26 protein-coding genes are annotated in these 24,824 nt (G+C 65.0%); 11 read left to right on the forward strand and 15 right to left on the reverse strand.

Going from position 1 to position 24,824, the window contains the following annotated elements; translation table 11 throughout:
• Positions 1–62 precede the first annotated feature (62 nt).
• Positions 63–920 carry a class III extradiol dioxygenase subunit beta gene (locus tag ACOOF5_RS08225; RefSeq protein ID WP_420438023.1) on the reverse strand — a complete coding sequence of 286 codons (858 nt, stop codon included), beginning with the start codon at positions 918–920 and terminating at the stop codon, positions 63–65.
• On the reverse strand, positions 917–1,315 hold the full coding sequence (ligA, locus tag ACOOF5_RS08230) for a protocatechuate 4,5-dioxygenase subunit alpha (RefSeq protein WP_420438025.1): 399 nt from the start codon (positions 1,313–1,315) through the stop codon (positions 917–919). The genes ACOOF5_RS08225 and ligA overlap by 4 nt, the downstream gene beginning before the upstream one ends.
• 77 nt (positions 1,316–1,392) lie before the next feature.
• Here ligA and ACOOF5_RS08235 point away from each other — a divergent pair, with 77 nt between their 5' ends.
• Positions 1,393–2,394 carry an amidohydrolase family protein gene (locus ACOOF5_RS08235; RefSeq protein ID WP_420438027.1) on the forward strand — a complete coding sequence of 334 codons (1,002 nt, stop codon included), beginning with the start codon at positions 1,393–1,395 and terminating at the stop codon, positions 2,392–2,394.
• A 110-nt stretch (positions 2,395–2,504) separates the two neighbouring features.
• Here the strand turns inward: ACOOF5_RS08235 and ACOOF5_RS08240 are convergent, their stop codons facing one another.
• On the reverse strand, positions 2,505–3,143 hold the full coding sequence (locus tag ACOOF5_RS08240; RefSeq protein ID WP_420438029.1) for a GntR family transcriptional regulator: 639 nt from the start codon (positions 3,141–3,143) through the stop codon (positions 2,505–2,507).
• 2 nt (positions 3,144–3,145) lie between these two features.
• The gene (locus tag ACOOF5_RS08245) at positions 3,146–4,054 is read right to left on the reverse strand and encodes an amidohydrolase family protein (protein ID WP_420438031.1); all 909 of its coding nucleotides are present in this window, start codon (positions 4,052–4,054) and stop codon (positions 3,146–3,148) included.
• Between the two features lie 145 nt (positions 4,055–4,199).
• Here ACOOF5_RS08245 and ACOOF5_RS08250 point away from each other — a divergent pair, with 145 nt between their 5' ends.
• The 3 genes from ACOOF5_RS08250 (at position 4,200) to ACOOF5_RS08260 (ending at position 7,226) form a co-directional block, all read left to right on the forward strand.
• Positions 4,200–5,141, forward strand: a complete 942-nt coding sequence (locus ACOOF5_RS08250) for a Gfo/Idh/MocA family oxidoreductase (protein WP_420438033.1) — start codon at positions 4,200–4,202, stop codon at positions 5,139–5,141.
• A gap of 6 nt (positions 5,142–5,147) precedes the next feature.
• Positions 5,148–6,611 carry a sulfatase-like hydrolase/transferase gene (locus tag ACOOF5_RS08255; protein WP_420438035.1) on the forward strand — a complete coding sequence of 488 codons (1,464 nt, stop codon included), beginning with the start codon at positions 5,148–5,150 and terminating at the stop codon, positions 6,609–6,611.
• Positions 6,612–6,794: 183 nt separating this feature from the next.
• Positions 6,795–7,226, forward strand: a complete 432-nt coding sequence (locus tag ACOOF5_RS08260; protein WP_420438037.1) for a PPOX class F420-dependent oxidoreductase — start codon at positions 6,795–6,797, stop codon at positions 7,224–7,226.
• On the opposite strand, the gene ACOOF5_RS08265 is transcribed toward ACOOF5_RS08260, so the two are convergent.
• From ACOOF5_RS08265 to proX (ACOOF5_RS08280), 4 genes are all read right to left on the reverse strand, one after another.
• Entirely contained in the window at positions 7,183–7,542 is a 360-nt protein-coding gene (locus ACOOF5_RS08265) for a protein phosphatase 2C domain-containing protein (RefSeq protein ID WP_420438039.1), read from the reverse strand. The genes ACOOF5_RS08260 and ACOOF5_RS08265 overlap by 44 nt on opposite strands.
• 263 nt (positions 7,543–7,805) lie before the next feature.
• The gene (locus ACOOF5_RS08270; protein ID WP_420438041.1) at positions 7,806–8,393 is read right to left on the reverse strand and encodes a mobile mystery protein B; all 588 of its coding nucleotides are present in this window, start codon (positions 8,391–8,393) and stop codon (positions 7,806–7,808) included.
• Positions 8,390–8,848, reverse strand: a complete 459-nt coding sequence (locus ACOOF5_RS08275; RefSeq protein ID WP_420438043.1) for a mobile mystery protein A — start codon at positions 8,846–8,848, stop codon at positions 8,390–8,392. The genes ACOOF5_RS08270 and ACOOF5_RS08275 overlap by 4 nt, the downstream gene beginning before the upstream one ends.
• A gap of 430 nt (positions 8,849–9,278) precedes the next feature.
• Positions 9,279–11,462: a glycine betaine/L-proline ABC transporter substrate-binding protein ProX gene (gene proX / locus ACOOF5_RS08280; protein WP_420438045.1), complete on the reverse strand. Its 2,184-nt coding sequence runs from the start codon at positions 11,460–11,462 to the stop codon at positions 9,279–9,281.
• 158 nt (positions 11,463–11,620) lie between these two features.
• Between proX (ACOOF5_RS08280) and ACOOF5_RS08285 the strand changes: the two genes are divergently transcribed.
• Both ACOOF5_RS08285 and ACOOF5_RS08290 read left to right on the forward strand, forming a co-directional pair.
• Entirely contained in the window at positions 11,621–13,447 is a 1,827-nt protein-coding gene (locus ACOOF5_RS08285; RefSeq protein ID WP_420438047.1) for a BCCT family transporter, read from the forward strand.
• A gap of 31 nt (positions 13,448–13,478) precedes the next feature.
• Entirely contained in the window at positions 13,479–14,444 is a 966-nt protein-coding gene (locus ACOOF5_RS08290) for a glycine betaine ABC transporter substrate-binding protein (protein ID WP_420438049.1), read from the forward strand.
• Between the two features lie 156 nt (positions 14,445–14,600).
• Here the strand turns inward: ACOOF5_RS08290 and proX (ACOOF5_RS08295) are convergent, their stop codons facing one another.
• From proX (ACOOF5_RS08295) to ACOOF5_RS08315, 5 genes are all read right to left on the reverse strand, one after another.
• Complete coding sequence (proX, locus tag ACOOF5_RS08295; RefSeq protein WP_420438051.1) at positions 14,601–15,755, reverse strand: glycine betaine/L-proline ABC transporter substrate-binding protein ProX; 1,155 nt, start codon at positions 15,753–15,755, stop codon at positions 14,601–14,603.
• Between the two features lie 257 nt (positions 15,756–16,012).
• On the reverse strand, positions 16,013–18,007 hold the full coding sequence (locus ACOOF5_RS08300; protein WP_420438053.1) for an ABC transporter permease: 1,995 nt from the start codon (positions 18,005–18,007) through the stop codon (positions 16,013–16,015).
• Positions 18,008–18,110: 103 nt separating this feature from the next.
• Positions 18,111–18,299: a hypothetical protein gene (locus ACOOF5_RS08305; protein ID WP_420438055.1), complete on the reverse strand. Its 189-nt coding sequence runs from the start codon at positions 18,297–18,299 to the stop codon at positions 18,111–18,113.
• 11 nt (positions 18,300–18,310) lie between these two features.
• The gene (locus ACOOF5_RS08310; RefSeq protein ID WP_420438057.1) at positions 18,311–18,484 is read right to left on the reverse strand and encodes a hypothetical protein; all 174 of its coding nucleotides are present in this window, start codon (positions 18,482–18,484) and stop codon (positions 18,311–18,313) included.
• 37 nt (positions 18,485–18,521) lie between these two features.
• Positions 18,522–19,070, reverse strand: a complete 549-nt coding sequence (locus tag ACOOF5_RS08315) for a carboxymuconolactone decarboxylase family protein (protein ID WP_420438059.1) — start codon at positions 19,068–19,070, stop codon at positions 18,522–18,524.
• Between the two features lie 155 nt (positions 19,071–19,225).
• Between ACOOF5_RS08315 and ACOOF5_RS08320 the strand changes: the two genes are divergently transcribed.
• The 3 genes from ACOOF5_RS08320 to ACOOF5_RS08330 all read left to right on the forward strand — a co-directional run bounded on the left by ACOOF5_RS08320 (position 19,226) and on the right by ACOOF5_RS08330 (position 21,388).
• Positions 19,226–19,906, forward strand: coding sequence for a hypothetical protein (locus ACOOF5_RS08320; protein WP_420438061.1), 681 nt, complete (start codon positions 19,226–19,228; stop codon positions 19,904–19,906).
• Between the two features lie 153 nt (positions 19,907–20,059).
• Positions 20,060–21,217, forward strand: coding sequence for an ImmA/IrrE family metallo-endopeptidase (locus ACOOF5_RS08325; RefSeq protein ID WP_420438063.1), 1,158 nt, complete (start codon positions 20,060–20,062; stop codon positions 21,215–21,217).
• A gap of 6 nt (positions 21,218–21,223) precedes the next feature.
• Entirely contained in the window at positions 21,224–21,388 is a 165-nt protein-coding gene (locus ACOOF5_RS08330; protein WP_420440930.1) for a DUF4411 family protein, read from the forward strand.
• A gap of 195 nt (positions 21,389–21,583) precedes the next feature.
• Here ACOOF5_RS08330 and ACOOF5_RS08335 read toward each other — a convergent pair whose 3' ends face one another.
• Together ACOOF5_RS08335 and ACOOF5_RS08340 are read right to left on the reverse strand one after the other, a co-directional pair.
• On the reverse strand, positions 21,584–22,192 hold the full coding sequence (locus ACOOF5_RS08335) for a hypothetical protein (protein WP_420438065.1): 609 nt from the start codon (positions 22,190–22,192) through the stop codon (positions 21,584–21,586).
• Between the two features lie 3 nt (positions 22,193–22,195).
• Positions 22,196–22,663, reverse strand: a complete 468-nt coding sequence (locus tag ACOOF5_RS08340; protein ID WP_420438067.1) for a TIR domain-containing protein — start codon at positions 22,661–22,663, stop codon at positions 22,196–22,198.
• Between the two features lie 68 nt (positions 22,664–22,731).
• On the opposite strand from ACOOF5_RS08340, the gene ACOOF5_RS08345 reads away from it, so the two are divergent.
• Together ACOOF5_RS08345 and ACOOF5_RS08350 are read left to right on the forward strand one after the other, a co-directional pair.
• Complete coding sequence (locus ACOOF5_RS08345; RefSeq protein WP_420438069.1) at positions 22,732–23,952, forward strand: toll/interleukin-1 receptor domain-containing protein; 1,221 nt, start codon at positions 22,732–22,734, stop codon at positions 23,950–23,952.
• A complete protein-coding gene (locus ACOOF5_RS08350; protein ID WP_420438071.1) occupies positions 23,952–24,800 on the forward strand; it encodes a hypothetical protein in 849 nt (282 codons plus the stop codon). Before ACOOF5_RS08345 ends, ACOOF5_RS08350 begins: the two co-directional genes overlap by 1 nt.
• The last annotated feature ends 24 nt before the right edge of the window (positions 24,801–24,824 follow it).

A 24,824-nucleotide genomic window follows, 5' to 3' on the forward strand; every position in this document is an offset into this window, starting at 1 on the left:
GGTGATCAGCGACCCTTCCCAGGATCGCGATGACGAGAACGATCTCGACACCGGTATTCCGGTCAAGCGTTTTCGATGATGAGATGCCCCACGGCGGTGTTGCTGGCAGGCACGTGGTACAGGCGATGCGCCTCGGTGGGCGCCGGGCCGCCGTTGAGGTCGGCGAGCGCGCCGCGAGCGGTGAGCCACATGACGAGCTCGACGCCTTCGGAGCCCGCCTCGCGCAGGTAGTCGACGTTGGGGACGTCGGCCATGCCTTCGGGGTCGTTGATCATGCGCTCGAGGAAGGCGTGGTCCCATTCGGGGTTGATCAGGCCCGCGCGGGCGCCCTGTAGCTGGTGACTCATGCCGCCGGTGCCCCAGATCTGGACGTTGAGGTCGTCGTCGAAGGTCTCGACCGCGGCCCGGATCGCTTTGCCGAGTTCGAGGCAACGGCGGCCCGTCGGGGCGGGGTGCTGGATGACGTTGATGGCCAGGGGCACGACCTTGGTCGGCCAGGCGGCGGGCTGGTCGTACATCATGGAGAGGGGCACGGTGAGGCCGTGATCGACGGTCATCTCGTTCACGAGCGTGAGGTCGAAGCCGGCCGGGATCACCGATTGTGCGATATGTGCCGAGAGTTCCGGATGACCTTCGACGATCGGGACCGGGCGTGGTCCCCAGCCTTCGTCGGTGGGCTGGTACGAGGCGGCCATGCCCAGCGCGAACGTCGGGATCATTTCCATCGAGAAGGCGTTGCCGTGGTCGTTGTAGACGAGGATCACGACGTCGGCCGGGTTGTCGGCGATCCACTGACGCGAGGTCTTCAGACCTTCGAAGAGGGGCTGCCAGTAGGGCTCTTCGGTGAGGCCTTTGTCGACCGCCGCGCCGATGGCCGGCACGTGCGACATGAACAGTCCGGCGGTGATGCGAGCGCTCATGCTCGGTCCTCCCACTCGTGGAGGTAGCGGTTGCCTTCGATGCTGCGACCGCCGTTGACCATCAGCTCGGCGTGGCCGGCCGCGTCCTTGTCGGTCATCGACGACACGATCTCGACATAGCTCTTGCCTTCGGTCGCTCCGATCTTGGCCACGAAGTAGATGTTGCCGCCGAGCTCGAGGATGCGGTTGAAGTCGCGATCGAGGACCGCCTGCTTCTGGTCTTCGGTCATATCCCACCCGTCGAGGTAGGCCCGCTCGTCGGCCATGAATCGATCGCGGTTCTCGGCGTGCATGAGCGACCGGGCCATCTGGTTGAGGTGGTAGCCGAGTCGGGCCTGGTCGGCATCGAACACGGTCGTGCCGGGAATGTCGAGATACGGCTTCTCGATCGCCATCTGTCGAACCTCCTCTGTGGACCTTGGTGCGAGTATGGCAAACTGCTCCCTCGATTGTTGACAATCGAGGGAATCTCGTGATCATCGATTGCCACGGCCACTACACCACAACGCCGCCGCCGGTGGGCGAGTGGCGCGACGCCCAGAAAGCCGCCGTCGAAGCCGACCCGCTTCACGTCGGTGAGAAGGGTGTGATCGACGTCAGTGACGACGCCATCCGCGAGTCGCTCGAGGGGGCCCAGCTGAAGTTCCAGCGCGAACGCGGCACCGACCTCACGATCTTCTCGCCTCGTGCCAGCTGGATGGGTCATCACGTCGGCAACGAGCACACGTCGCGCTTGTGGACCGAACACCAGAACGAGCTCATCCGTCGGTGCTGCGACCTGTACCCCGAGAACTTCGCACCCGTCTGCCAGCTGCCTCAGTCGCCTGGCGTGGCGATCGACTCGTCGGTGAACGAGCTCCACCGCTGCGTCGAAGAAATGGGCTTCATCGGCTGCAATGTGAACCCTGACCCGTCGGGTGGTCACTGGAACGGGCCGCCGCTGTGGGATCGTTACTGGTGGCCGCTCTGGGAGGCGATGCAGGAGCTCGATGTGCCGGGGATGATCCACGTCTCCACGTCGTGCAACGACAACTTCTGGACTACCGGGTCGCACTACCTCGGCGCCGACACCACCGCGTTCGTGCAGGCCCTCACGTCGGGGTTCATGAGGGACTTCCCCGGGCTGCGCTGGGTGATTCCGCACGGCGGCGGTGCCGTCCCATACCACTGGGGTCGTTTCAGGGGCATGGCCCAGGATCAAGGATGGGATTTCGACGGCCTGATAGACCACATCTGGTTCGACACGTGCGTCTACCACCAGCCCGGCATCGACCTGCTGGTCGACGTCGTGCCTCGGTCGAACGTGCTCTTCGCCTCGGAGATGGTCGGGGCGGTGCGGGGCATCGATCCCGACACCGGCAACTACTACGACGACACCAAGATCTATGTCGACTCGGCCGCCATTGACGACGCCGACCGTTCAGCCATCTACGACGCGAACATCCGTCGCGTCTACCCCCGACTCAGAGCCTGACATGACCAACGCTCACGGCAACCGCCACGTCGTCGTCACCTCGATCGAGCGCGCCCCGCTCGACGCCGGCCTGTAGCTGGAATTGCCGCCCGAGTGACCCTCTCGACGGGCTAGTCCTGGGCGTCGTTCCAGCGCGACAGCACCTCGATCACCGAGGAGAGGTGGTCGTGCATCGCTTGCGCCGCGGCGTCCTCGTCGCGGGCGACGATTGCTTGGACGATGGCTCGATGCTGACCGAGCGATTCGCTTGGCCGCCCTGGCATCAGGGCGAGCCGATACTGGTGGTGAGCGGCGCGGTCTCGTAGGTTGGCCACGAGCTGCGAAGCGACCTCGTGGCCGCTCATCTCGCGGAGCCGGCGGTGCAGGACCGCGTTGAGTTCGGAGTAGGCGTGGCCTTGGGCGTCGTTCGTGGCCGCTTCCATGTCGGCGATGATCTGCTGCAGGTCGGCGTGGTCGGCCGCGGTTGCGTGGCGCGCGGCTTGGGCAGCGATCAGCGACTCGAGGACCGAGCGGGCTTCGGTGATCTGGATCGCCTCGCGGATCGAGATGCGCCGGACCGTTGCCCCGCGGTTGGCCTCGCGCTCGACCAGGCCCTCCGACGTCAGCTCGACCAATGCGGAGCGGATCGCGGCGCGGCCGACCGAGTACTGCTCGGCCAACGACACCTCGAGCAGCCGGTCGCCGGGTTCGAAGCGGCCTTTGAGGATGTCGTGACGAAGGGCGTCGGTGATGGTGTCGGCGTTGCTCATCTTCAGGAGAAGGTATAGAGGTCCTGAGGATTGTTGACGAGGATTCGGTTGCGTACGGCTTCGTCGGGGGCGTACGCGGCGACGAGGTCGAGCAGCTCGCCTTCGTCCGGCATGGCCTCGAGGTTCGGGTGGGGCCAGTCGGTGCCCCACAGCACGCGGTCGGGTGCAGCCTCGATCAGCGCTCGCGCAAACGGCACCACGTCGTCGAACGGTGAGACCTTGCCGTCGGTGAGTCGCTCGGCGCAGCTGATCTTCACCCAGCACCGCTCGTCGCTCGTGATGCGTTCGAGCAGGCGCTGGAACGGCGCCTGCTCCACGCCGTCGGTGGCGGGCACGCGTGCCATGTGGTCGATGACGTAGGGGACCGGCATGGCGTCGAGGACGGCGGCGTACTCGCCGAAGTCCTTCGCGTCGAAGTGCAGCACGATGTGCCAGTGGCGCTTCGCGACCCGGTGGACCAGTTCCCAGAAGACATCGAGGTCTGGTGCGCCGCCGAGATGGGCGACGAAGTTGAAGCGGATGCCCCGGACCTGGTTGGCGTGGAGCTCGTCGAGGTCGGCGTCGGTGAAGCTCTGGTCGATCATCGCCACGCCAGCGAAGCGGCCTTCACCCCGCTGGATCGCATCGACCATCGCCGAGTTGTCCGAGCCGTGGCAGCTCGCTTGCACGAACACGGCCCGGCTCAGCCCAAGGCGGTCTTGAACTCGGAAGAAGTCGTCGACCCCCGAGTCTGGCGGCGTGTAGGTGCGGGCGGGCGAGAAGGGGAACCGCTCGGCGGGGCCGAACACGTGACAGTGCGCATCGCATGCCCGCGGCGGTGCGGTGAAGGCGGTGGGAGAGCTCGCCTCGGGTCGCGGGCCAGGGACCGTTCGATCGAGGGGAAAGTCGTGGGGTGGGTTCAGTGTGGCCATGGTTACTCCGGGCGGCGGAAGTAGGCGCCTTTCGACGAGCCGCCGCGCATGATCATGCAGGGCATCCCGCGGGTCATCGGCCAATCTTGGCAAATGTCAACAAGATTGTCGACATTCCGGGGGGCAAGGTGCGAAGATCAAAGCCATGAAGATCGCACTTGCGGGCGCCGGGGCATTCGGCCGCAAGCACCTTGACGGGCTCAAGAACATCGATGACGTCGAAGTCGTCTCGGTGGTCGATCCTGTCGCCGACGCAGCGGCGGTCGCTGCCGAGTATCGAATCCCCCATCACGGAACCGATCTGGCTGAGGCGCTGGCGATCGATGACGTCGACGCCGTGATCCTCGCCACCCCGACGCCGATGCACGCCGCTCAGGCGATCCAGTGCATCGACGCGGGCAAGCACGTCGAGGTTGAGATCCCGTTGGCCGACTCACTCGCCGATGCGCAGGCCGTGTTGGCCAACCAGGAGCAGGCGGGCCTGGTTGCGATGGTCGGCCACACCCGACGGTTCAACCCGTCGCATCAGTGGGTTCACAACAAGATCACGGCGGGCGAGTTCAACATCCAGCAGATGGATGTGCAGACATACTTCTTCCGGCGCACCAACACCAACGCGCTGGGTGAACCGCGGACCTGGACCGACCACCTGCTCTGGCACCACGCTGCGCACACCGTCGACCTGTTCGAATATCAGGCCGGCGAACCGATCGTCGCGGCCAACGTGCTCGAAGGTCCGCACCATCGCGACCTCGGCATCGCGATGGACATGTCGATCCAGATGAAGACCGCAAGCGGCGCGATCCTCACGCTCTCGCTCTCGTTCAACAACGACGGTCCGCTCGGCACGTTCTTCCGCTACATCGGCGACACCGGCACCTACATCGCCCGCTACGACGACCTGGTCGATGGCCGAGAGGAACCGATCGACGTCTCGAACGTCGATGTCTCGATGAACGGCATCGAGCTCCAGGACCGCGAGTTCATCGCGGCGATTCGCGAGGGCCGGGAACCCAACAGCTCGGTCCGGCAGGTCATGAGCTGTTATGAGTGGTTGCACAAGCTCGAACAGCAGCTACAGGGCTGAGTCGCAGTGCCGAATGTGCTGCTGATCACGAGTGATCAGCACAATCCGTTCGTCACCGGCTACGCGGGCGATCCGCTGGCCCGCACGCCCAACCTCGACGCCCTCGCCGAGGCCGGCACCACGTTCAGCGCCGCGTACACCAACAGTCCGATCTGCATGCCGGCTCGGGCGTCGCTGGCGACTGGGCAGTACAGCTCGGCGATCGGCGCATACGACAACGGCGCGCCGTACCAGCGTGAACAGGCCGAGAGCCTCGGCCATCGGCTCCGCGCCAATGCTCGACCCGCCGTCACGTTCGGCAAGCTCCACTTCGACGACGAAACCGACTCGGGATTCGATGCCTACCTGCCCCTGCAGGCGAAGCGCGGCTACCTGGGTGCTCGCCTCGGCTGGGCGCGCGGGAACGCCCCACCCAGCCCGATCATGTCGGACCACGTCCGCGATGCGGGTGTGGGCGTGTCCGAATACGAGCTCTACGACCGCCACACCACGCAGGCCGCCTGCCGCTGGTTGACCACCGAGGCACCCTCGGGCACGCCGTGGTTCGCGCATGTGTCGTTCGCCTACCCGCACTACCCATTCCGGGCGCCAGCCGACTCATTGCCGGCCGACGACGTCGACGTGCCCTTGCCGCCGGCCTGGCGCCCCGAGGACTGGCCGCACAATCCGGAGCTCGACGAGCACCGCCACATGATGGGCATCGACGCCGAGCCGTTCACCGAAGACGAGCTGCGTCAGTTGCGGTGGGTCTACACGGCGATGGTGCAGTTCGTTGACCGCCAGGTCGGCGAGGTGTTGGCCGCGCTCGACGGGTCGGGTGCGGCCGACGACACCGTCGTGATCTACACCTCAGACCACGGCGACATGCTCGGCGGTCACGGCTTCGCGATGAAGAGCCTCATGTACGACGCCTCGGCCCGAGTGCCGATGCTCATCGTTGGCCCCGGCGTGGGTCGCGATGTGGTCGAAGGCGCCGCGGTCTCTCTCGTCGATGTCTACCCCACGGCCGTCGACGTGATGGGGCTTCCCGCGATCGATGCCGACGCCGAACTGCCCGGCGCGTCGCTGCGAGACGTCGCTCCGGATCGAATCGCCTTCTCCGAATACCACGGCCCCAGTTCGACGGCCGCGTCGTACATGGTTCGGCGCGACCGGTGGAAGTACGTCGCCCACATGGCCGCCGACACCCGACCACAACTCTTCGACCTCGTCGCCGATCCGCACGAACTCGACGACCGCGTCGACGCCGAACCCGACATCGCTGCAGACCTCGACGCCGAGCTGCACTCGATACTCGACCCCGAAGCGACCGATCTCCGAATCCGTGCCGGCCAGGCGGAGCAACTTGCCGCAGCCGAGCCCCCTCCGGCCGGTGGGGCGCCGAAACGTACGGCGTACGGCACGCTGGCGCGGGGATGGTCGGTTCCCTCGCCCGCGATCATGGCGATCGTCGACCCCGACGGACCCTGACGCGGGTGACGATGGAGGCGACGATGGCCTCGGCGGGTTCGAGATCCGCACCTTCATGGCGGTGAGCGCGGCGTCAGGTGGAGCCCAAGGCACCGTTCATTACTGTGAGCCGATCCCGATCTTCGCCGTCAGCTGCACGGTCGCCAGCTACAACCTCAGCCCCCAGGAGGCCTGATGCACCCGATGTCGCCAGACGAAGTGGTCGAGTTCATGACCACTGGTTCCCGCACTGGCAAGCTCGCGCTGGTGCGCAAGGACGGCAGCCCCACCGTCACCCCGATCTGGTTCGACGTCGATCCAGCGACCGGCGACTTCATGTTCATGACCGGCAAGGACAGCGGCAAGGCGAAGATGTTGCGGCGCGACCCGCGGGTGTCGATCTGCGTCGACCTCATGGAGAAGCCGTACGCCTTCGCACGTGTGGACGGCACGGCGAGCATCACCACCTACGAACAAGATGCCGCCGCGTTGCGGCACTGGGCGACCGAGACGTGCCGTCGCTACGTCGGCGACGATCGGGCCGATGCGTTCGGGATTCGCAACAGCGGCGCCGACGAGATTCTGGTACGCGTCACAGCGACGACGCTGGTCGGTGCGGATGGAGTGACCGACTGATTCCGCCGGATTCCGTCGAGGCATCGGGAGTGGTGCGTGCGACTGCGATCGTGATGTCGTCTTGGAGTCCGGCGAACCGGGCGGTGTCCATCAGCGTGTCCGCCGCGTCGGCGGCGGAGGCGCGTCGATCTGGTGGCAGCGCGTCGACGGCCGCCTGCGCGGCTTCGTCGCCGAACGGGTGCCCGCCGAGCCCGTCAGCCACAGCGATCACCCACGATCCGTCATCGTTCTCGACAGCGCGGACGCGGTCCTCCTGTCGGTCGCGGGGACCGATCTCGGTGCGGGTCGCAATGTCGGTGATCAGGTCAGCGGTCATGTCCAGTGCCGAATTCGAGTGCTGCCGCGACCGTACCGAGGGGATGCGACGTCTCAGGAACGCATTTCGCGGACCGCCAAGCAAACTCCCGCGGCACTCGTCGTCGGAGGCATCTTCGTGTCCCTCGTCACCGGTCATCTCTCGCTGGCGCGATGGTGGCTGCTTGTGCCGTACTCCGCAGGGGCGCTGCAGGCACTCATCTGGTACTGGCTGCTGGTGATTCCTAATGGAACGCGCTGCATGCCAGAACTCAGCGGTGCCCTTCAGCTCCGGGCGAAGCTGAGCAGCGGGGAGATGTCTCCGCGGTCGGCGGTGCGCAGCGCAGTCAGGTACGTGTGCCTGAGGGCGTCGGTGGCCAGGTCAAGGTGGGCGCCCCATGTGAAGGGCGGACGTCCGAGCGCCTGAGCGAGGTAGTCGGCGCTGATGCGGCTGTGTCGGCCGTTGCCGTCGGCGAAGGGGTGGATGGTGACCAGCCGGTGATGGAAGCGCGCCGCAAGTTCGTCGGGTTCGAAGTACTCGCTGCTGACCCATTCCTTGGCATCGTCTGTGAGCATTCGCAGGTCCGCGGCGATTTGGTTCGGGGCGACGCCGATGTTGGTGACGCGTTGTCGGTACCTGTCTGCCCATTCCCATACTTCGCCGAACATCGACTTGTGCAGGCCGCGCAAGTACATGTCGTCGAGGAGTCGCTCGGCCGTCGGTGGGCGACGACCGAGCGCTTTGGCGATGTTGCGCTGTTCGGCGTCGTTGAGGTCGTCTCGGGTCGCGATGTGGCTGAGCAGTAGGCCCCGGCGATCTTCCTCGGACAACGGGGTGTGCCCGTCGTGTTGGGGGAAGCGCCAGTCGCTCATCGGCTCGGAGCGGTGCTCCACAGTCCGCGCCGTTCGGCGAGCTCGGCGGCGAGTTCTTCGATCTGCTCGGCGAGGTCTGCGTCTGTGGGCTGCTGGTCCTCCAGTCGGGAGTGCTGGGTGACGCGGCGCACCCGCTCGGATGCTTGCCTTCTCGCTTGGTCCTTGACCATGGCGTCGAGGCTGGCGCGGGGCACCAGCGCATAGACGAGCTCGCAGTCCAGTGCGTTGGCCGCGCGCATCAGCGTGGCGAGCTTGATGGTCATGTCCTGCTCGCCGCGCTCGATCGCGGGCACTCGCTGCTGGCTGATTCCCATGCGGCGCGCCAAGTCGGCGCTCGACATGCCGAGGGCGTCGCGCAGCGCCCGGATCCAGCCCTTGTGCGGTCGCGCCAGATCGGGCATGCGAGACAGGCGCGCGTCGAGACGGCTGCGGGCAACGGCTCGTTGGCTCTTCATGATTGTCCTCGCGGTCCCAGACTTGGAACTAGTCTTGCCACAACACATATATAGCAAAGTGTGTATAGATTAACAATCTATGTATTGTCAACTGATTCATAAATGACAATATATAACGTGTTGGACGGCCGGGATCTCGATGATCTGGTCGGAATCTGACCTCGTCGGCCGCCGCCGTCGAACTCTGGTCGCGCGGGGCGTTCGCGGGGGCTGAGACAATCGCGGCATGAAGTTCACTCCTGCTGAATATCTTGGGGCAGCTCGGCGTTCGCTGTCCCCGACGAGCCGCCGCGGCGCGCACCCTCGCCTTCTACACCGGAACCGACAGCCCCGAAGCCTGAGGCCACGTGCACCTTCGAGGTCCGCGGCGCAGCGTTCCCGACGGCAGCGTCCAATAGGTCCCCTATCTTGGCCTGTGGCTCGTCCACTCTCAGGAGTCGTCCGCGCCGAACCAGCCGTCGTGGAGCCGGCCGTAAATTCCGGACTCGACAAGATCGAGCAGTGCCAGGTTGAGCTGTTCGCGCAGCTGTGAGTCTGCGTCGTCGACCATGAGCGCGTAGCGGACACGCTGAAAATCCGGACCGGCTGTCACCACATCGCCGGTTCCTTCATGCGCGGCGTGATAACGCAGAACGGGAGCGTCGAACACGATGGCATCGACGCCGCCCTCGTCCAGCAGCCGATAGGCGTCGTCGACGTCTTCCACGACGACGGGGCCGACCCCGATCGACGGGAGGTAGGTCTCGCCGGCCGAGCTGGCGACCGTGGCGACGCGCTTGCCGGCGAGATCATGGGGACCCGAGATTTCCGATCGCAGCTCACTGACGGCGAGCGATGAGGCGATGGCAGCGGTGAAGCTCGCGAAAATCAGGGTTCCCAGCGAGATCCACAGCAAGGCGAACACCCGCCCCCGTGTGCCGCGCGCAACCTTGTCGCCGTATCCGACGGTGCTCATGGTCACCACCGACCAATAGAAGGAATCCCAGATTCCTCTGCGGTACGGAACGGCGAAATCAGAATTGTGGCGGCGCTCGAGCAGCCAGATCAGGTGTGCCGCGATCAGCACCGCCGCGGCGAAGACGCCGAGCAGCCACGGCAAGTCTGACTGAGCGATTGCCCCGAAAAACGCGACGATTCTCTGCCCGAGACCGCGAGACCCCTCGGCGGTCGTCAAGATGGTGAGGCCTGAGTCGAGCACCGGCATCGAGAAGTCGATGGTCTGTTCGCGCGACTCGGTGATCGCTGCGCCGCCGAGTCCGACATCGGCGATGTCGCGTTTGATGTCGTCGATCTGCTTGGCGACGGTGTCCACCGAATGGATCTCGGCGGTCATGCCCATGCGAGCCGCAACGAGCCGGACGATCTCGACCTCGAAGCCGCTGTAGGCACCCTCGTGGTAGATGACGAACGGTGCCAGCACGCGCGCCGTCACGCGCAGCACGCCACTCGGCGCTGTGTCCTCGCCGAGGGGTGCGAACGCGACCGCAGAGGGATCGGCGGTGTTGATCCACTTGGCGACGATTGCCTGGTTCGCCTGCACCCATTCGGCGGCGTGTCGGCGAATGTCGGCAGGGTCGCCTCCTTCTCGGATCATGCGAACGTTCTGCGCGGAGATGTCTGCGAGCGGGATGGCCACCTGCTCGAGCAGCGTTCGCACCGCCGGGTTTGCGTCGAGGAAATCCGTGTTCGCAACGGCCCGGATGTCGTTCGGCGGCCAGCCCGTCTGGCACGGGTCGTTCGCGCATCCCCGAATCCCGGACACGGCAGTGCGGGCGAGGGCGGCGGACTGGTCGGCGGGGAGCGATGCAAACGGGGTCTCGAGCCACGCTGCGTCGACGCCCGGTGCCATGACCCCGACCGTCCAGTTGGGCGTCCATGTGTAGAACAGCACTGGTTCGCCGGCGCGCCAGCGATCGATGGTCCCGGCGATGAGGGGCGAATAGTCGCCTTGGGTATGTTCGACGGTGTCCGTCAGTCCGTACGCGTCGAGATGGTGGTCGATGACCGCCGCGCACGACCAGCCCACGTCGCATCCCACCAGATCAGCCCGGCCGTCGCCGTCATGGTCGAACAGCTCCGCGACGGAAGGATCGGCGAGATCGCCCAGGCCTGTGATGCCGTGCGTCTCGGCGGTGCGCAGGTCCACGAAGTAGCCCTGCAGTGCACCGGCGTCGACGGCGGTGCCGACGGCCTCCACCGGGGAGTCGGGGGACAGGTAGGTGTCGTGCAGGGGGAACCAGCCGCTGGCCCACATGTCGACTTCGCCGGCTGCGACCGCATCGTAGAACTCGGCGTTGCCCATGGTGACCGGGTCGTCCACCTGGTAGCCCAGCTGCTGGAGCAGGATCCGGTACACCTCGGCCTGGAACCATCCGGTGTCCCACGTGGGTCTCGCAAGTCGAACGCGGGGAGTGTCGTCCGAATCTGAATCCGCCGTGTCCGAAGCTGACGAATCTGCAGTTGCCGTGCCTGACGCTGCGGCGTCTGAGGCCGCCATGGCGCTCGCCGGCGACAGCACGGCGACCAGCGCAACCAAGACGCCCAGCAAGATCCCGCACTGACGTACACGCAGCTTCGCGGCTGCCACTCCCGAGCGAGTGCGTCGCCGTCCCATAGCACAGTCTGATCACACTTCAGCAGCCATGACGACACCCCGTCGCGACGGCTAGGTCATCTCGGTCTACGCCGAATGACTAAGTTGGTGGGGACCGGGCGGCGTGTCGCCCGATAGCTGCACGTCCAGGTCCGGGTCAGGTAACTCGGAGGTCCGAAATGGACGACGCGCAGACCGAGGCCGGGGGGGACCCGAGAGTCCACCGCAGCCCCGATGACACCGACATCAATCTGACCGAGGCAACGCTTGCCTTGCATGATTGGGAGGAAGAAGAGGAGCGCCGACGCGAGGAGGCGATTCACAACCGCAAGCCGCTGGAGGGCCTGCAGGTCGATCCCGACATCGACTTTTACCCTGAGGTCGCCGACCGTGAACCCGGCGACCGCAACATCGTCAAGGCGGGTTTCGACATCCATCCGCAGGTGACGTTCTGGTCGGCGGGGATCCTGGCGGTATTCATCCTGCTGTCGGTCTTCGTCGACGGCACCCAGGATGTATTCAGCGCCATTCTCGACTTCATCAACGAGAAGCTGGGCTGGTTCTACATCCTCGACTTCAACATCTTCGTGCTGGTCGCGATCTACTTCGCGTTCAGCAGGTACGGCAAGATCAAGTTGGGCGGCCCATTCGCCCTGCCGGAATTCTCCACGATCTCGTGGTATGCGATGTTGCTGTCGGCGGGCTTGGGCATCGGGCTCATGTTCTGGGGCGTTGCTGAGCCGATCTTCCACTTCACGTCGCCGTCGCCGTTCTTCGAAGGCGTCGAGGCGGGGACAAACGCGGCAGGCAGCGCCGCGCTCGCGACGACCTATCTCCACTGGGGGATCCACGGCTGGGCCCTCTACGGGCTGGTTGCGCTAGCGCTGGGCTTCTTTGCCTACAACCGAGGCTTGCCGCTGACGTTCCGCTCGATCTTCTTCCCGATTCTCGGCAAGAAGATCTACGGCACGTGGGGCAACGTCATCGATATCTTGACCGTGCTCGCCACGCTGTTCGGATTGGCCACCTCGCTCGGCTTCGGCGCCAGCCAGGCCTCAGCAGGATTGAACAAACTGTTCGGTCTTCCCGACGAGCAATGGTTCCAGGTGCTCCTGATTTGCGGCATCACGGTCTTGGCGACCATTTCGGTGGTTGCCGGACTCGACGCCGGCGTGAAGCGACTCAGCGAGCTGAACATCTGGCTGGCGGGCGCCTTCTTGATCTTTGTGCTGCTGGTCGGCCCGACGCTGTTCATCTTGTCGCTGTTTACGCAGAGCTTGGGCAACTACATCCAGGTCCTGCCGGAGCTTTCATTCTGGAATGCAGCCTTCGAGGAGACCGAATGGCAGGCGTGGTGGACCATCTTCTACTGGGGATGGTGGATCTCGTGGTCGCCGTTCGTCGGAATGTTCATCGCCCGCATCTCCAAGGGCCGTTCGGTGCGCGAGCTTCTGCTCGGCGTGATCGTGTTGCCCTCGATCCTGTGCTTCTTGTGGATGTCGGTGTTCGGAGGCGCCGCCATCCACCTGCAGCAGAACGGGCTGCGTGACGTGGCCACAGCGGTGAACGAGAACGTCGCAACCGCACTGTTCGACATGCTCGAGTCGTTCCCGCTCACCGGCCTCGTCTCGTTCGTCGGCGTGCTGTTGCTGGTGTCGTTCTTCGTGACGTCGTCGGATTCGGGATCGCTGGTGGTGGACCATCTCACCTCCGGCGGCAAGCTCGACTCACCGAAGCCTCAGCGGGTCTTCTGGGCGTGCATGGAAGGCGCGGTGGCGATCGCACTGCTGATCGGAGGCGGATTGAGCGCCTTGCAAACTGCGGCCGTCTCGATCGGATTGCCGTTCGCGGTCATCCTGCTGATCATGTGCTGGAGCTGCAAGAAGGCGTTCGACGAGGAACTGGACCTGCTCGAAAGCCACTACGACGAGCAGATCTTCCGATCCCAGCACAGCGGACTGATCGCCACTGTCAAAGATCGACTGCAGCACGGACCGACGCGATGACCGCGCGAACACAGCAGCGAGGAGACAAGAAATGACCAAGCAACGACGCAGAAATCTGATCTTGGTCGGTGCCCTGGTTGGGCTGGTCGTCGTCGTACTCGTCGTGATCTTCTCGAGCGAGGAGGAAGACGGCACGGTGCGGATGGCGCGGGCCAACTGGGACAGCGGCTACGCACAAGCGGAGATCTACGCAGCGCTCATCGAAGAGCTCGGCTACGAGGTCACCGATCCTTCCGAACACGAACTCGGACCGCTCAACTTCTACCCCGCGTTGAGGACCGGCCAATACGACCTGTGGGCAAACGGCTGGTTCCCCAACCACGAGGTCTTCCTCGATTTCGAGACTGTCGCTGGTCTCTCGACTGAAGGAGAGATCGAACCGGTGGGGACTCAAGTGGGCCGTGGAGGCCAAGAAGGCTACATGGTCGACAAGGCAACTGCTGACAGGCTGGGCCTTGTCTCGATGAGCCAGCTGTCTGATCCGTCGATTGCCGCGGAGTTCGACATCGACGGCGACGGCACCGCCGACCTGTTCGGATGCAACGAGGACTGGGGATGTGCCCAGGCCATTGACGGCCATATCGCCGACAATGACTGGGGTGCCAACGTCGAGCAGGACTCGGGCAACTACAACGACCTGATCGGCGAGGTTCGAGCCCGAGTCGGGGCTGGGCAGCCGGTGCTGTTCTACGGCTGGACGCCGAATTGGACCTACACCGTCCTCACCCCTGGCGACAACGTGGTGTGGCTGGCGTCGGACTTCGAGGTGAATGACATTCAGGCGGTCGCCAATGCCGATTTCCTCGACGACCATCCCGACGTTCGCAGGCTCCTCGAGCAGGTGACGATCGATCTGGGATGGATTTCGACGCAGAACGAGCGGATGGCAGCCGGCGGCTACACCCAAGAGCACGTACGTGCAGATGCATCGCAGTGGATCGAGGAGAACCGGGCCACAGTCAACGGCTGGCTCGAAAACGCACGCGCCGCGTCCTAGGAGACTGCTGATTTATTCGGTTTCGGCACCTACGGCAAGTCTCTGACCTGCGGTTTTGCTCGGCCCAAAAGGGTGATTCGGGAATTGCTCAACAGCCTCCTAGATCGCTAGATCGCAGCCGCCCGCCGGGGCCGTGTTGAGCGCTGCGCGGTCGACCTAGCCGGCGGCCAGCGCGGCCTCGATCCACGGATCGATCACGTCGCGGTTGGCGGCGATCCAATCGGCGGCCGCGCCTGCGATCTGCTCATCGGAATTGGCACCCGAGTCGATGGCGACCGCCTGCACGGCAACGGCCAGCGGGTCGAGCTCGAAGCTCTCGAGCAGCGACGCTGCCGCCGGGTTGGCATTCAGGAAGTCGACGTTGGCGGTGACCACGATGTTCGACGGTGTGAACATCGTCGAACATGGTTCGTTGGTGCATGCATCGCCGACCTCGGAAACACCGTCTTGGCCTTCGAGGGCCTGTTCGGGCTCGATGGCAAGCCACAGCACGTCCCGGCCTGGCACGAGCTTGCCGACGAAGGCGGTCGGTGTCCACACGTACTGCAGCACCGGTCCGCCACCGGCGAAGCTCGCCTGGGACTCTGCGAACAGCGCCGAGTATGTCGCTGACACCTGCGTGGCACGGTCATCCCAGCCGTTCTTGGCGAGGGTGTCGTTGATGACCTTCTGGCAGCCCCAGCCGTCGTCGCAGCCGTTGATGTCGGCCTTGCCGTCGCCGTCGCTGTCGAAGTGAGCAACCGCGTTAGGGTTGTCGAGCAGTTCCCCGAGCGTCGTGAAGCCGAACTGTTCGACGCTGGGAATGTCGACGAGCAGCCCTTGGAGCGCACCCGAGGCCATCATCGTGCCGATGTAGCGAGCTTTGTCGGCGAACGTCCCGCCTTCGGGACTCTCGCCCTCGAGCAGGGGCGTGTGGTTGAGGGGCCACGAAGATCCCCACAAGTCGTAATCTCCCTGAGCCACGGCCGGATAGAACGTCGCCGGCGCGATTTCCTCCGGGTCGGTCACTTCGTAGCCGAGCTCTTCGAGCAGCTGCTGGATGACGAAGTTCTGGAAGTTGGTCTCGATCCAGTTGCCCCGTGCCATGGTGACCGTGACGCCCTCGCCGGGCAGTGCCGCCGACGCGGTCGCCGCCGACGCGGCGGCTTCGGCGGTCGGTGCTGCGGTATCGGATGTGGAGTCGTCATCTCCGCAGGCGGCGGCGATCAGGCCGAACGCCATGAGAACGACGATGAGCAATCGTCCTCGCGTGGTTTGCATCGGTGTGTCCCCCTGAGTGATGATCGCCCGAGCCCCGCGGGCTTCGACCATGCATTTGTGTCTAGTGCCGTGTCAGCAAACGTCTGCGTGCTTGGAGATGCCAGCCCACCACATGATGTCAGGGCTTCCGCGCATCGTGAGCACCCCGAAGGTCGCCTGACGCGGCACCAGTTCGTATGTGTCACCGTTGCAATTGCAATGTCTATGTCGCTGTTCTTGGCCCGCGCCGGCGCTGCTTGACCCGTGTGGACGGCCGTGTGCCGAGCCCTCAGATCGACCGCAGTCGATCTTCTCGAAGATCTCGCCGTCTACTGCACAGCGCTGGCGCGCCAGCCACGAGCAGCCAGTATGAGGCCGCCGATGGCGGTGAGGAATGCGCTGGCCCCGGGCCCGAGCGCCGGGGTCGCAAGCCGGACGTACGTCGCTATCCAGGCGGTTCCGATTGCGGTGATGGCGCACCCCGTCCCGAACATGACGAGGCCTCCGAATCGCTGCAGCGCATAGCGGCGCACAAGCCGAACGAGGGCCGCCGCGGCGCCGATCAAGGCGAGCGCCAACACGACGTAGCCAATCTGCGGCCCGGCCGCATCGAGGCCGCGGACCGTGACGCGCCGGGTCTGCGACAGGGCCTCAGCCAGCAGTTCCGCGGCAAGGCCGCCCTGGTTGACGCCCTCGGCTTCGGCTGCCAACTCGGCGGCGATCTGGGCTGCGTCGCTGCGCTGGTCCAGCAGCCAGGATCCCGACGCTCCTGCGAACACCAGAAACAGTGTCAGCACCGCGATGCCGATCACTTCGGTGATACCCACACGAGCCACGTCGCCCTCGGAGGGTGCCCGCAGCGCAGCGACGGCGCCGCCAGCCAGAACGACCAGCGCGCCGCCGAGCGCCATCCACGCGCCTGTGCCGTGGCTGTAGTTGTCGCCGCGGGGGGCGACGCTCAGGTAGGCGACGATCAGCGACACCAGCATCAGGCCGCCGGCGAAGAACGCGCTGGCGCTGGCAATGAACTTGGCCCGACTCCGTGGGCTCCACAGTGCGGCGGCGCCGCCGAAGGCGACGGTGAGACCGACGAAGCCGAACAGGATCCCGAACCACGAGCCGCCGGTGGCGTCGAGCCCGCTGTGCGCTCCGGCGAGGTCGTTGTCGTCGAATCGGGCCCAGCCCGACAGCAGGCCCGCGTCGTTGCCCCAGGTGAGCAGCGCCGAGAACGCACAGACGAGGCCGCCGCCCAGTGCTGCGACTGCGCCCAGGGCCTGGGGGGAAGTCAGCGACGCCGGCGCCGTCTCCTCCGTGGGCGGGGGTACTTCGGCGTCGGGCTCCAGGCCCGGCACGGGGGGCACCTGCGGTTCGGAGCGTGTGGTCCATGCGCTGCGCATCCGTGCGAACAGGCTGCGGCGGTCGACGGTGTCGTCGGGCTGGGAGATCCGGTCGAGCAGCACGCCGACGAAGTAGAGGCCGGCACCGGCCGACGCGCCGACGGGGATGTCGGCGGTGTTGAGCGCGGTGAGGATCGGTTTGCCGAGGCCTCCGCCGGCGATGATCGCCACGATGCCCACCATCGACAGCGACAGCAGCAGGGTCTGGTTGAGCCCGGCCATGATCGCGGGCCGCGCCAGGGGAAGCTGCACTTCGCGCAGCACCCGGCTCTCGGTTGCGCCGAATGCCCGGGCCGCTTCGACCACCTCCGCTGGCACCTGACGGAGCCCCAGGTTGGTCAGGCGGACGATGGGAGGCAGAGCGAACACGAGCGTGGCCAGCACGCCGGGTGTCCGGCGGACGCCGAACAGGAAGATGATCGGCAGCAGATAGACGAAGGGGTGGATGACCTGCATGCCGTCGAGAACGGGACGCAGCCTGCTCCAGAACGAGTCGACGCGGGCCGCCAGGATCCCGAGTGGGATGCCGATCGCCGTGCAGATGATCACCGCCACGATGATCATCCCGACCGTTTCCATCGTGAGGTCCCAGTACTCGTTGCCGAGCAGTCCGCAGATCAGCAGGCCGGCCGCGCTGCCGAGCCCCACCAGTGCGTTGCGTGTGGTGAGCCCCAGCAGGAAGAACAGCAGCAAGACGATCGGCCATGGCAGCCAGGTCTGCAGCAGGTTGTCGATGATGAGCCGCAGGAGTTGATCGACGGGCCACTTGACGGCGTCGAGGAATCCGGTGATGTGGGTGGTCAGCCAGAAGACGATTTCCTCGATCCAGCGACCGAAGGGGATCTCCCAGACGTCGAGGGTGCGGTTGTCCCAGAAACTGGTGGCGAGCGTGCCCGAGCTCTCCCCGATGAAGTCCTTGGAGTTCACGAACGTAACCCCTCGGATTGCGGGGGCCGGCAACTCAAAACATGATGTCACTTACGTGTGTCGGCCTCGACGGATGGGTGCAGTAGACGCCCTCGACGATGCCCTAGCTGCGGGCGAATCTGATCAGGTCGTCGATGTCCCCAGCGTCGGCGGAGTGCAACGCTGCGATGTAGCGCTGTTCGGCGTCGAAGAGTTCTTGCCGGGTTGCGATGTCCCGCTGGAGCAGGCCGCCTCGATCTTCGTCAGACAGCAGCGTGTGCCCGTCCCCGGTTGGGGCAGCGAGGCGGCTCACAGTTGATTGCCCTACTCAGTGCGCCAGAGGTCACGCCGCTGCCGGAATTCAGCTGCGAGGTCGTCGATCTGGGCTTCGAGATCGTCGGAGGTGACCTCTTGGTCCTCGAGGCGTGAGTGGGCCATCACGTTTCGCAAGTGCCCGATTGCGCTCAGTCGGGCTTGCACATCGACCATGAATGGCATGACTCGACTGCACAGTGGTTGTCCCAGCTACCACCGCTCAGTCGGGGATCCAGTCTTCGGTTTGGAGGCCGAGCCCGTCGGCGATGCGGTTGGCGTAGGCGTAGTAGCCGACGACTTCGGTGATGTCGAGGATGTCGCGGTCGCTGAAGCCGGCTTCGCGCAGGGCGTCGACATCGGCGTCGGTGGTGGCGGCGGGGGTTTCGGTGAGCTTGACGGCGTATCGGAGCATGGCGGTGCGCTTGGGCGACAGTGCGGCGGTGGTCCAGTCGTGCTCGACGGCGGCGACGAGTTCGTCGTTGCGGAGCAGGCGGCGCAGACCGCGCCGATGGTGGACCACTCAGTAGTGGCAGTCGTTGGTGAGGCTGACGACCAGGGCGATGAGCTCGCGCTCGGCCTTGCGCAGCGTGGCGGAGCCGGCCATGGCCGATTCGTAGAGGCCTTGGTGTGCGGCCATGGAGCGGGGGTTGAGCGAGTGGATGGCCAAGATGTGGTCGACCCGGCCGTAGGCGGGGTCCACGACCCGGGGGTACAGCTCGCCGAGGGGGCCGCCCCAGTCGTCGTCAGCAATGACCTCGATGCGTGCCATGCGCCAGCGTTTCACACCGGCAGGGCGTCAGTTGCACTCGGCCGTGCCTCGCTCGGAAACAATTCTTCGGCACCTCGGGTCGTAGGTACATTGAGGCACAGTTCAGCGTCGGTGAGGCCCGTTCACGGCCGAGGACTCGGAGCCAGATCAGTTCGATGACCGCTTACGGGCCGCTCTCGGCACGCCTCAACTCCGCATTCGACGGCTGCTACGAGGCCCATCGCGCCTCGGCCCTGTCGGGCGTGCCGCAGTCGACGGTGTACCTCTGGGCTCGCAATGGGCTCGTGACACCGTCGGTGTCGCCCACTCGGGTGAAGCTCTGGTCCTACGCCGACTTGATGGCGCTGCGCATCGTCTATTGGCTGCGACATCCGAAGTTCGAAACAGAGGCAAGTGTTCCTGCGAGCCCGATGCCGCGCGTGCGTGAGGCCTTGGCCGAGTTGGAGCAGCTCGGCTTGGACATCTGGGACGACAGCGGGGGCCGGCTGACGTCGCCATTGCGGGTCGATGCCTCCGGCAAGATCTGGGTGGACGTGGAGGGCATCCCTCATCAGGCGGGGCAAGCGGCGATGCAGGAGTCATTGGACCTCTTGGGTCCCTTCGATGTCGCCGACCGCCAAGGACCCGACCTCATCCGTCCCCGCCCGAGCCTGCGCATCGTTCCGGGCAGGGTCTCAGGCGAACCTCACCTCGCCCGGTCACGTATCACGACGCTGTCCGCGGCCGCTCTCTACGAGAGCCTCGGCGACTACAAAGCGATTGCCGATCTCTACCCGGGCTTCGACGCGGCGGCATTCAGGGATGCGGTCGAGTTCGAGAGCTCATTGGCTGCGTGATGCAGCTCCCGCTGGATCACAACTTTCCTGAACTGATCGTCAGCCGCAATCGCGGGATCCTCGCGACTTGTTCGACGAGGCTGCGCAGCCATGCACTGGGCCGAGATCTGGCGAGTCGTCGCGCCCCGGCCGCCGAGCGGCGATACTGACACCATGAGCGTCCGGGTTGCGGTTCGTCCCGCGTTGCTCGAGTGGGCGCGTTCCCGGTCAGGTATCGACGAGACCGTTTGGCACAAGCGATTTCCGCTCTTCGATGCTTGGGTCGCTGGTGATGCGCAGCCGACCCTGCGTCAGTTGCAGGACTATGCCGCCAAGACATACACGCCGGTCGGATTCCTGCTGCTCGACGAGCCGCCGGTCGAAACGCTGCCCGTAGCGGACTTTCGCACGCCCGCCGGGCAGGGCGGCACAATGCCGGCGACGGGGAACCTGCTCGACACCCTACGCGCTTGCCAAGCCCGGCAAGAGTGGTACCGAGACAATCAGCTGCTGCACAACGAGCCGCACGTCGACTTCGTCGGTTCCGTCACGGTGTCGACACCGCCGACCGTGGCCGCTACGTCGATGCGTGATGCACTGGGCTGGACTGGTGAAGTTCGCGAGGAACTCGGGAGCTGGCAGGAAGCATTGGCCCAGCTTCGGGAGCGTGCCGAGGACGTGGGTGTGCTGGTGACGATCAGCGGGATTGTCGGATCGAACACTCATCGCAGGCTGGATCCGAATGAGTTTCGAGGCTTCGCCCTCGTCGACGACTACGCGCCGCTCGTGTTCGTCAACGGCGCTGATGCGAAGTCGGCGCAGGTGTTCACCTTGGCTCACGAACTGGCGCATCTGTGGCTCGGCGCGACGGGGCTCTCCGACGCCGAAGCGGAGTCCGGCCGTGAGTTCGCCGAGGAACGCTGGTGCAACGCCGTGGCGGCGGAGCTGCTGGTGCCGATGTCTGACTTCGAGCAGGCATTCGATCCTGCGGGTGCGCTGCGCCCTCAGCTCGAACCGTTGGCACGGCGCTATCGGGTGTCGACAGAGGTCATCCTCGCTCGTGTCCGTGAAGCTGGTGCCATCGGCTGGGACGAGTTCATGCTCGAACGGGATATTGAGCGAACCCGGATCGAGTCCCTTGACAGCGGGCGCAGTGCTTCAGGCGGCAACTACTACGCGACCAAGCCGGTGCAGGTAGGTAAACGCTTCACGCGCGACCTCATCGCGAGCACACTCGAAGGACGAACCACCTACACCGAAGCGTTCCGACTGCTCGGTGTGAAGAAGGTCTCGACGCTCGAAGGGCTTGGCCGCAGCCTCGGAGTCCTGTAGTGGCCTATCTGCTGGACACCAACGTCTTCATCGCTCTTCGCGGCTGCCGCCGACTCGTTTCTGATTGGCCATGCACGCGCCGGGGGCCATAGCGTCGTGACCCACGAAGTACCCGGTAGGAAGCGCACTCGGATCAAGATCCCGAACGCCGCTGCCGCGGCTGGTGTGTGAGCGCTCAACCCGTTTGCCATGTTGCGAATCGAGGGCGCAAGATTCGAACTCAGGACACAGGGTCAGCAACTGGCGTTGCCCGTGACCGACGTTGACGCACCGACTGAAATGGGAAGTCGCGTCGACGAATGACATGAAACGCCTGATCATCACGCCAGGAGGCGACAACTCGGGTCTGGGAAGCAGTAGATGGTGCTACTGCCAATCCAGAGGCTCGCCTGCGATGCCGACATCGGACTGAGACTCAAGCCACGAGATAAATGCTGTGCGCAGTCCATCGGGAAAGTTGCGACGGTAACCACGGACGCTGCCGAAGTAGTCCTTGCCCTCCCAATCACGGAACTCTTCTGGTATCTGGATCGCATCGGCGCCGTAGTAGGCGAACGACGTTGAGGCCAAGACCCGCGGCGCGCTCGTGTCCCGCTTCACATGGGCCAGGTTCGGGCTGCCGTCCCCAAGACTGTGCCGGCTGTCCTCTTGGATCCATGTGCTCTCGTCGGCCGAACGATGGTAGATGTTGTCGCCGTAGCGCAGCTTTAGGCTGCCCACTCGGTTTGGCTTCTTGCTCGCGAACCTCGGATCGGTCCAGTACTCGTCGAACGACAGCGTTTCCTCAACCCGCATGGCGTAGACGAGGTGATCCTGCTGCCCCTTCTGCATCGACCCGATCCCCGCCACCCAATCTCCCGGACTTGCAGACTTTCGGATTTCTGGCTTGCAGGTCGCAAGCGTGCAGGTGCCAAAGTATGGGTTCGGCGCGAAGCCGATGTCGTAGAGCACGACATACGTGAACAGCTCTGCCACCGATTAACAGCCGATTCGATTGAGCGGCTGGGCTGGCCGGGGCTCACCGTTCGAGTCTTCGAATTGTTGTTCGCCGTTCAGTGCAGCAAGTATCCGTTCCGAATTCCAGCCGACGATCGCGTCGGCGTACCTTTCGAGCGGCTCTGGGACCTCGCAGCCGGCGGAACCCGGCGCCCACACGCCAATGATTGGCTTTCCCAGCTTGTTCGCGTACTCGATTTCCCAGGCGACCCAGTCGTGGTTCCTCGTGTCAGGGGTAATGATGACGACGAGCTTGCCTGCCCCCCGAATGCCGGGTGCGAGAATCTGTGACCTGATGTAATCCGGGCTATTCGCCTGATTAGGCCTGTCACTCGTGATTGACCTATCGCGTACAGCCACGTCCCTACCCTTGAGCAGGCCCTTGAAGCCTGCGATGTGATAGTCGTCCTCATGCCGGTGGCTGATGAACACGTTGTGGATTTCGCTCATTAGACCTCCTTCGGTCCATCAACTCCGAGGTTACGTAGGGGGTGTGACAAATCTCGTACGATTACGCCGTGCTGCCGCCGGTGCTCGAGGTCTACGTCGTCTGGCATCCCGATGATGCTGAGGGGGCCCAGATCGCCGACACCCTGTTGGAGCACTTTCGCGGCACCCCGTACTCGGGCCTCGTTGGCGGTGCCGTCGAGGTGTACACGAGGTCTGCTCCGTGGGGTCCTGGCTCCGATGCACCGCGGCCTCTCCCTTGCCAGGTGGCGCTGCCTCACGACCTGCCAGCGGCTCGTGTGACGGCAGTCCTGCCCGTTGTCGGTGTGCGTCTCGCCCGGGCCGTAGAGGATTTGCAGTCCGGTTGGCGGACCTACCTCACGGAGATTCGTGCGGCGGTTGACGCGGCACCAGAGATCGTCGGCGTCTTCCCGATTCGGTTGCCCGGGACAGTTGACGGAGTGCTGGTCGACGTGCTCGGTGATCTCCAAGAACTCGATCCAGAGAGCGTTGACGACCCTGCGGTGCTGTGCCGTGAGGTCTCGCAAGCAGTCGCCCAGATTGTCAATGACCCGTTCGGCGATCGACTCACGGTCTTCATCAGCCACACGAAGCGTCATTCGATCGCTGAGGGGCCCGATTACGTCGACGAAATCGTGGACCTCGTGCGATCGACCATCGGAGGCACGCATCTACGGCCGTACTTGGACGCGGCCGACGTGCTTCCTGGGTCCGACTGGGATCAAGAACTGCGGGCAAGCGCTTCGTCGTGCGCGTTGCTGGCGATACGCACAGATCTGTATGCCGGCCGCGAGTGGTGCCAGAAGGAATTCTTGACCGCCAAGCGACACGGCATGCCGGTGGTGACGCTCAACGCCGTCCGGGATCGAGACGAGCGGGGGTCATTCCTCATGGATCATGTGCCGACAGTGCGCTACGACGACCGGGACGACGACTCAAGGCGTAGCAGCGTCGAGGCTGCGCTGAACTTGTTAGTTGACGGGGCGCTGCGACGGGCCATTTGGAATGCTCAGGGCGAGGAGCTTCGCTTGGGCGGCATCGATTGGGCGCCGCCGTATGCGCCGGAGCCTGCGACAGCCATCCGGTGGTTGCTCGAGAACAGTGCGCAGGTCACGGAAGACGACCCGATCCTTGTGATGCACCCGGACCCACCGCTGGGACCCGATGAGTCCGATGTCATCGGCCAGCTCTTCGAGGTCGCAGGCGCCGCAGCGCGTGTCGACGTGGTCACGCCGCGGACCTACGCGAGCCGCGGAGGAGGGACTCTCTGATGCTGGCGCAGGGCCTAATCCCGACAGGGGCGTTGGCCGGCGTACGAGTCGGTATCTCAGTCTCCGACAGCGACGATCTACCTCGCCTTGGGCTGGCGAACGCTCACGCAGAACTTGCCATCGGGGAGATCGCCCGCGCCGTACTCGTCGCCGGGGGCTCGCTGGTCTACGGAGGCAGGATCCGGCCCTCCGGATTCACGCAATGCCTGTTGCACGAGATACATCGGTACGGTCGCAGCGACGCCTTGACGCTGTGCCTCGCAGCGCCCGAGCATCGGAAGCTCTCCCGAAGCGAACTCGACAGCATCGATCGACAACTGGGTTCGAAGGGCCGGGTGGTCTGCTTGGATGAGCGAGGCAACCATATTCCCGACATCCTGAAGTTCAAGCCACCCGAGCCAGAGGACACCGACGAAGCCGCCAAGGCCCCCGCATTCAGCGCTCTTCGGCGCCTCATGGGGACCATCACCGATGCGCGTGTGCTGCTGGGTGGCAACTTGTCCACGTTTGCGGGATCGATGCCGGGAATCCTTGAGGAAGCGATCATCGCTGTGGCCGGCAATCAGCCCTTGCTCGTGTCCGCAGGCTTTGGCGGCGCAGCTGCGTTGGCGGCGCGTCATCTCGGGATAGACGACCTCGGCTGGGCGCCCAGCGATTTCCCGCGACGGCCCGACGACGTTCGAATCGATCGAGCAGTGGCCGAGCTTGAAGAGGCAGCTGCTGATTCGGGGTGGGATCCCAGGGCGACCCGACTCGAGACCGACGAGCTCGGCCAACTGTCGGCATCACACCGCGCAGGCGAAATCGCAGCACTCGCTGTGAGAGGGCTGTCCCGGGCACTCAGCTAGCTCTTGTTGCAACCCACCGGTTGA

Origin of the sequence: Candidatus Poriferisodalis sp. (genome assembly GCF_965214215.1) — a bacterium.
Taxonomy (GTDB): Bacteria; Actinomycetota; Acidimicrobiia; order Acidimicrobiales; family Poriferisodalaceae; genus Poriferisodalis.

Coding starts and splice junctions, on each gene's coding strand:
- ACOOF5_RS08320 (WP_420438061.1), top strand. CDS start 19,226: ATGACCGCTTACGGGCCGCTCTCGGCACGCCTCAACTCCGCATTCGAC.
- ACOOF5_RS08245 (WP_420438031.1), bottom strand. CDS start 4,054: ATGGCCACACTGAACCCACCCCACGACTTTCCCCTCGATCGAACGGTC.
- ACOOF5_RS08310 (WP_420438057.1), bottom strand. CDS start 18,484: ATGCCATTCATGGTCGATGTGCAAGCCCGACTGAGCGCAATCGGGCAC.
- ACOOF5_RS08285 (WP_420438047.1), top strand. CDS start 11,621: ATGGACGACGCGCAGACCGAGGCCGGGGGGGACCCGAGAGTCCACCGC.
- ACOOF5_RS08325 (WP_420438063.1), top strand. CDS start 20,060: ATGAGCGTCCGGGTTGCGGTTCGTCCCGCGTTGCTCGAGTGGGCGCGT.
- ACOOF5_RS08225 (WP_420438023.1), bottom strand. CDS start 920: ATGAGCGCTCGCATCACCGCCGGACTGTTCATGTCGCACGTGCCGGCC.
- ACOOF5_RS08270 (WP_420438041.1), bottom strand. CDS start 8,393: ATGAGCGACTGGCGCTTCCCCCAACACGACGGGCACACCCCGTTGTCC.
- ACOOF5_RS08260 (WP_420438037.1), top strand. CDS start 6,795: ATGTCGCCAGACGAAGTGGTCGAGTTCATGACCACTGGTTCCCGCACT.
- ACOOF5_RS08240 (WP_420438029.1), bottom strand. CDS start 3,143: ATGAGCAACGCCGACACCATCACCGACGCCCTTCGTCACGACATCCTC.
- proX (WP_420438045.1), bottom strand. CDS start 11,462: ATGGGACGGCGACGCACTCGCTCGGGAGTGGCAGCCGCGAAGCTGCGT.
- ACOOF5_RS08340 (WP_420438067.1), bottom strand. CDS start 22,663: ATGAGCGAAATCCACAACGTGTTCATCAGCCACCGGCATGAGGACGAC.
- ligA (WP_420438025.1), bottom strand. CDS start 1,315: ATGGCGATCGAGAAGCCGTATCTCGACATTCCCGGCACGACCGTGTTC.
- ACOOF5_RS08290 (WP_420438049.1), top strand. CDS start 13,479: ATGACCAAGCAACGACGCAGAAATCTGATCTTGGTCGGTGCCCTGGTT.
- ACOOF5_RS08275 (WP_420438043.1), bottom strand. CDS start 8,848: ATGAAGAGCCAACGAGCCGTTGCCCGCAGCCGTCTCGACGCGCGCCTG.
- ACOOF5_RS08250 (WP_420438033.1), top strand. CDS start 4,200: ATGAAGATCGCACTTGCGGGCGCCGGGGCATTCGGCCGCAAGCACCTT.
- proX (WP_420438051.1), bottom strand. CDS start 15,755: ATGGTCGAAGCCCGCGGGGCTCGGGCGATCATCACTCAGGGGGACACA.
- ACOOF5_RS08265 (WP_420438039.1), bottom strand. CDS start 7,542: ATGACCGCTGACCTGATCACCGACATTGCGACCCGCACCGAGATCGGT.
- ACOOF5_RS08350 (WP_420438071.1), top strand. CDS start 23,952: ATGCTGGCGCAGGGCCTAATCCCGACAGGGGCGTTGGCCGGCGTACGA.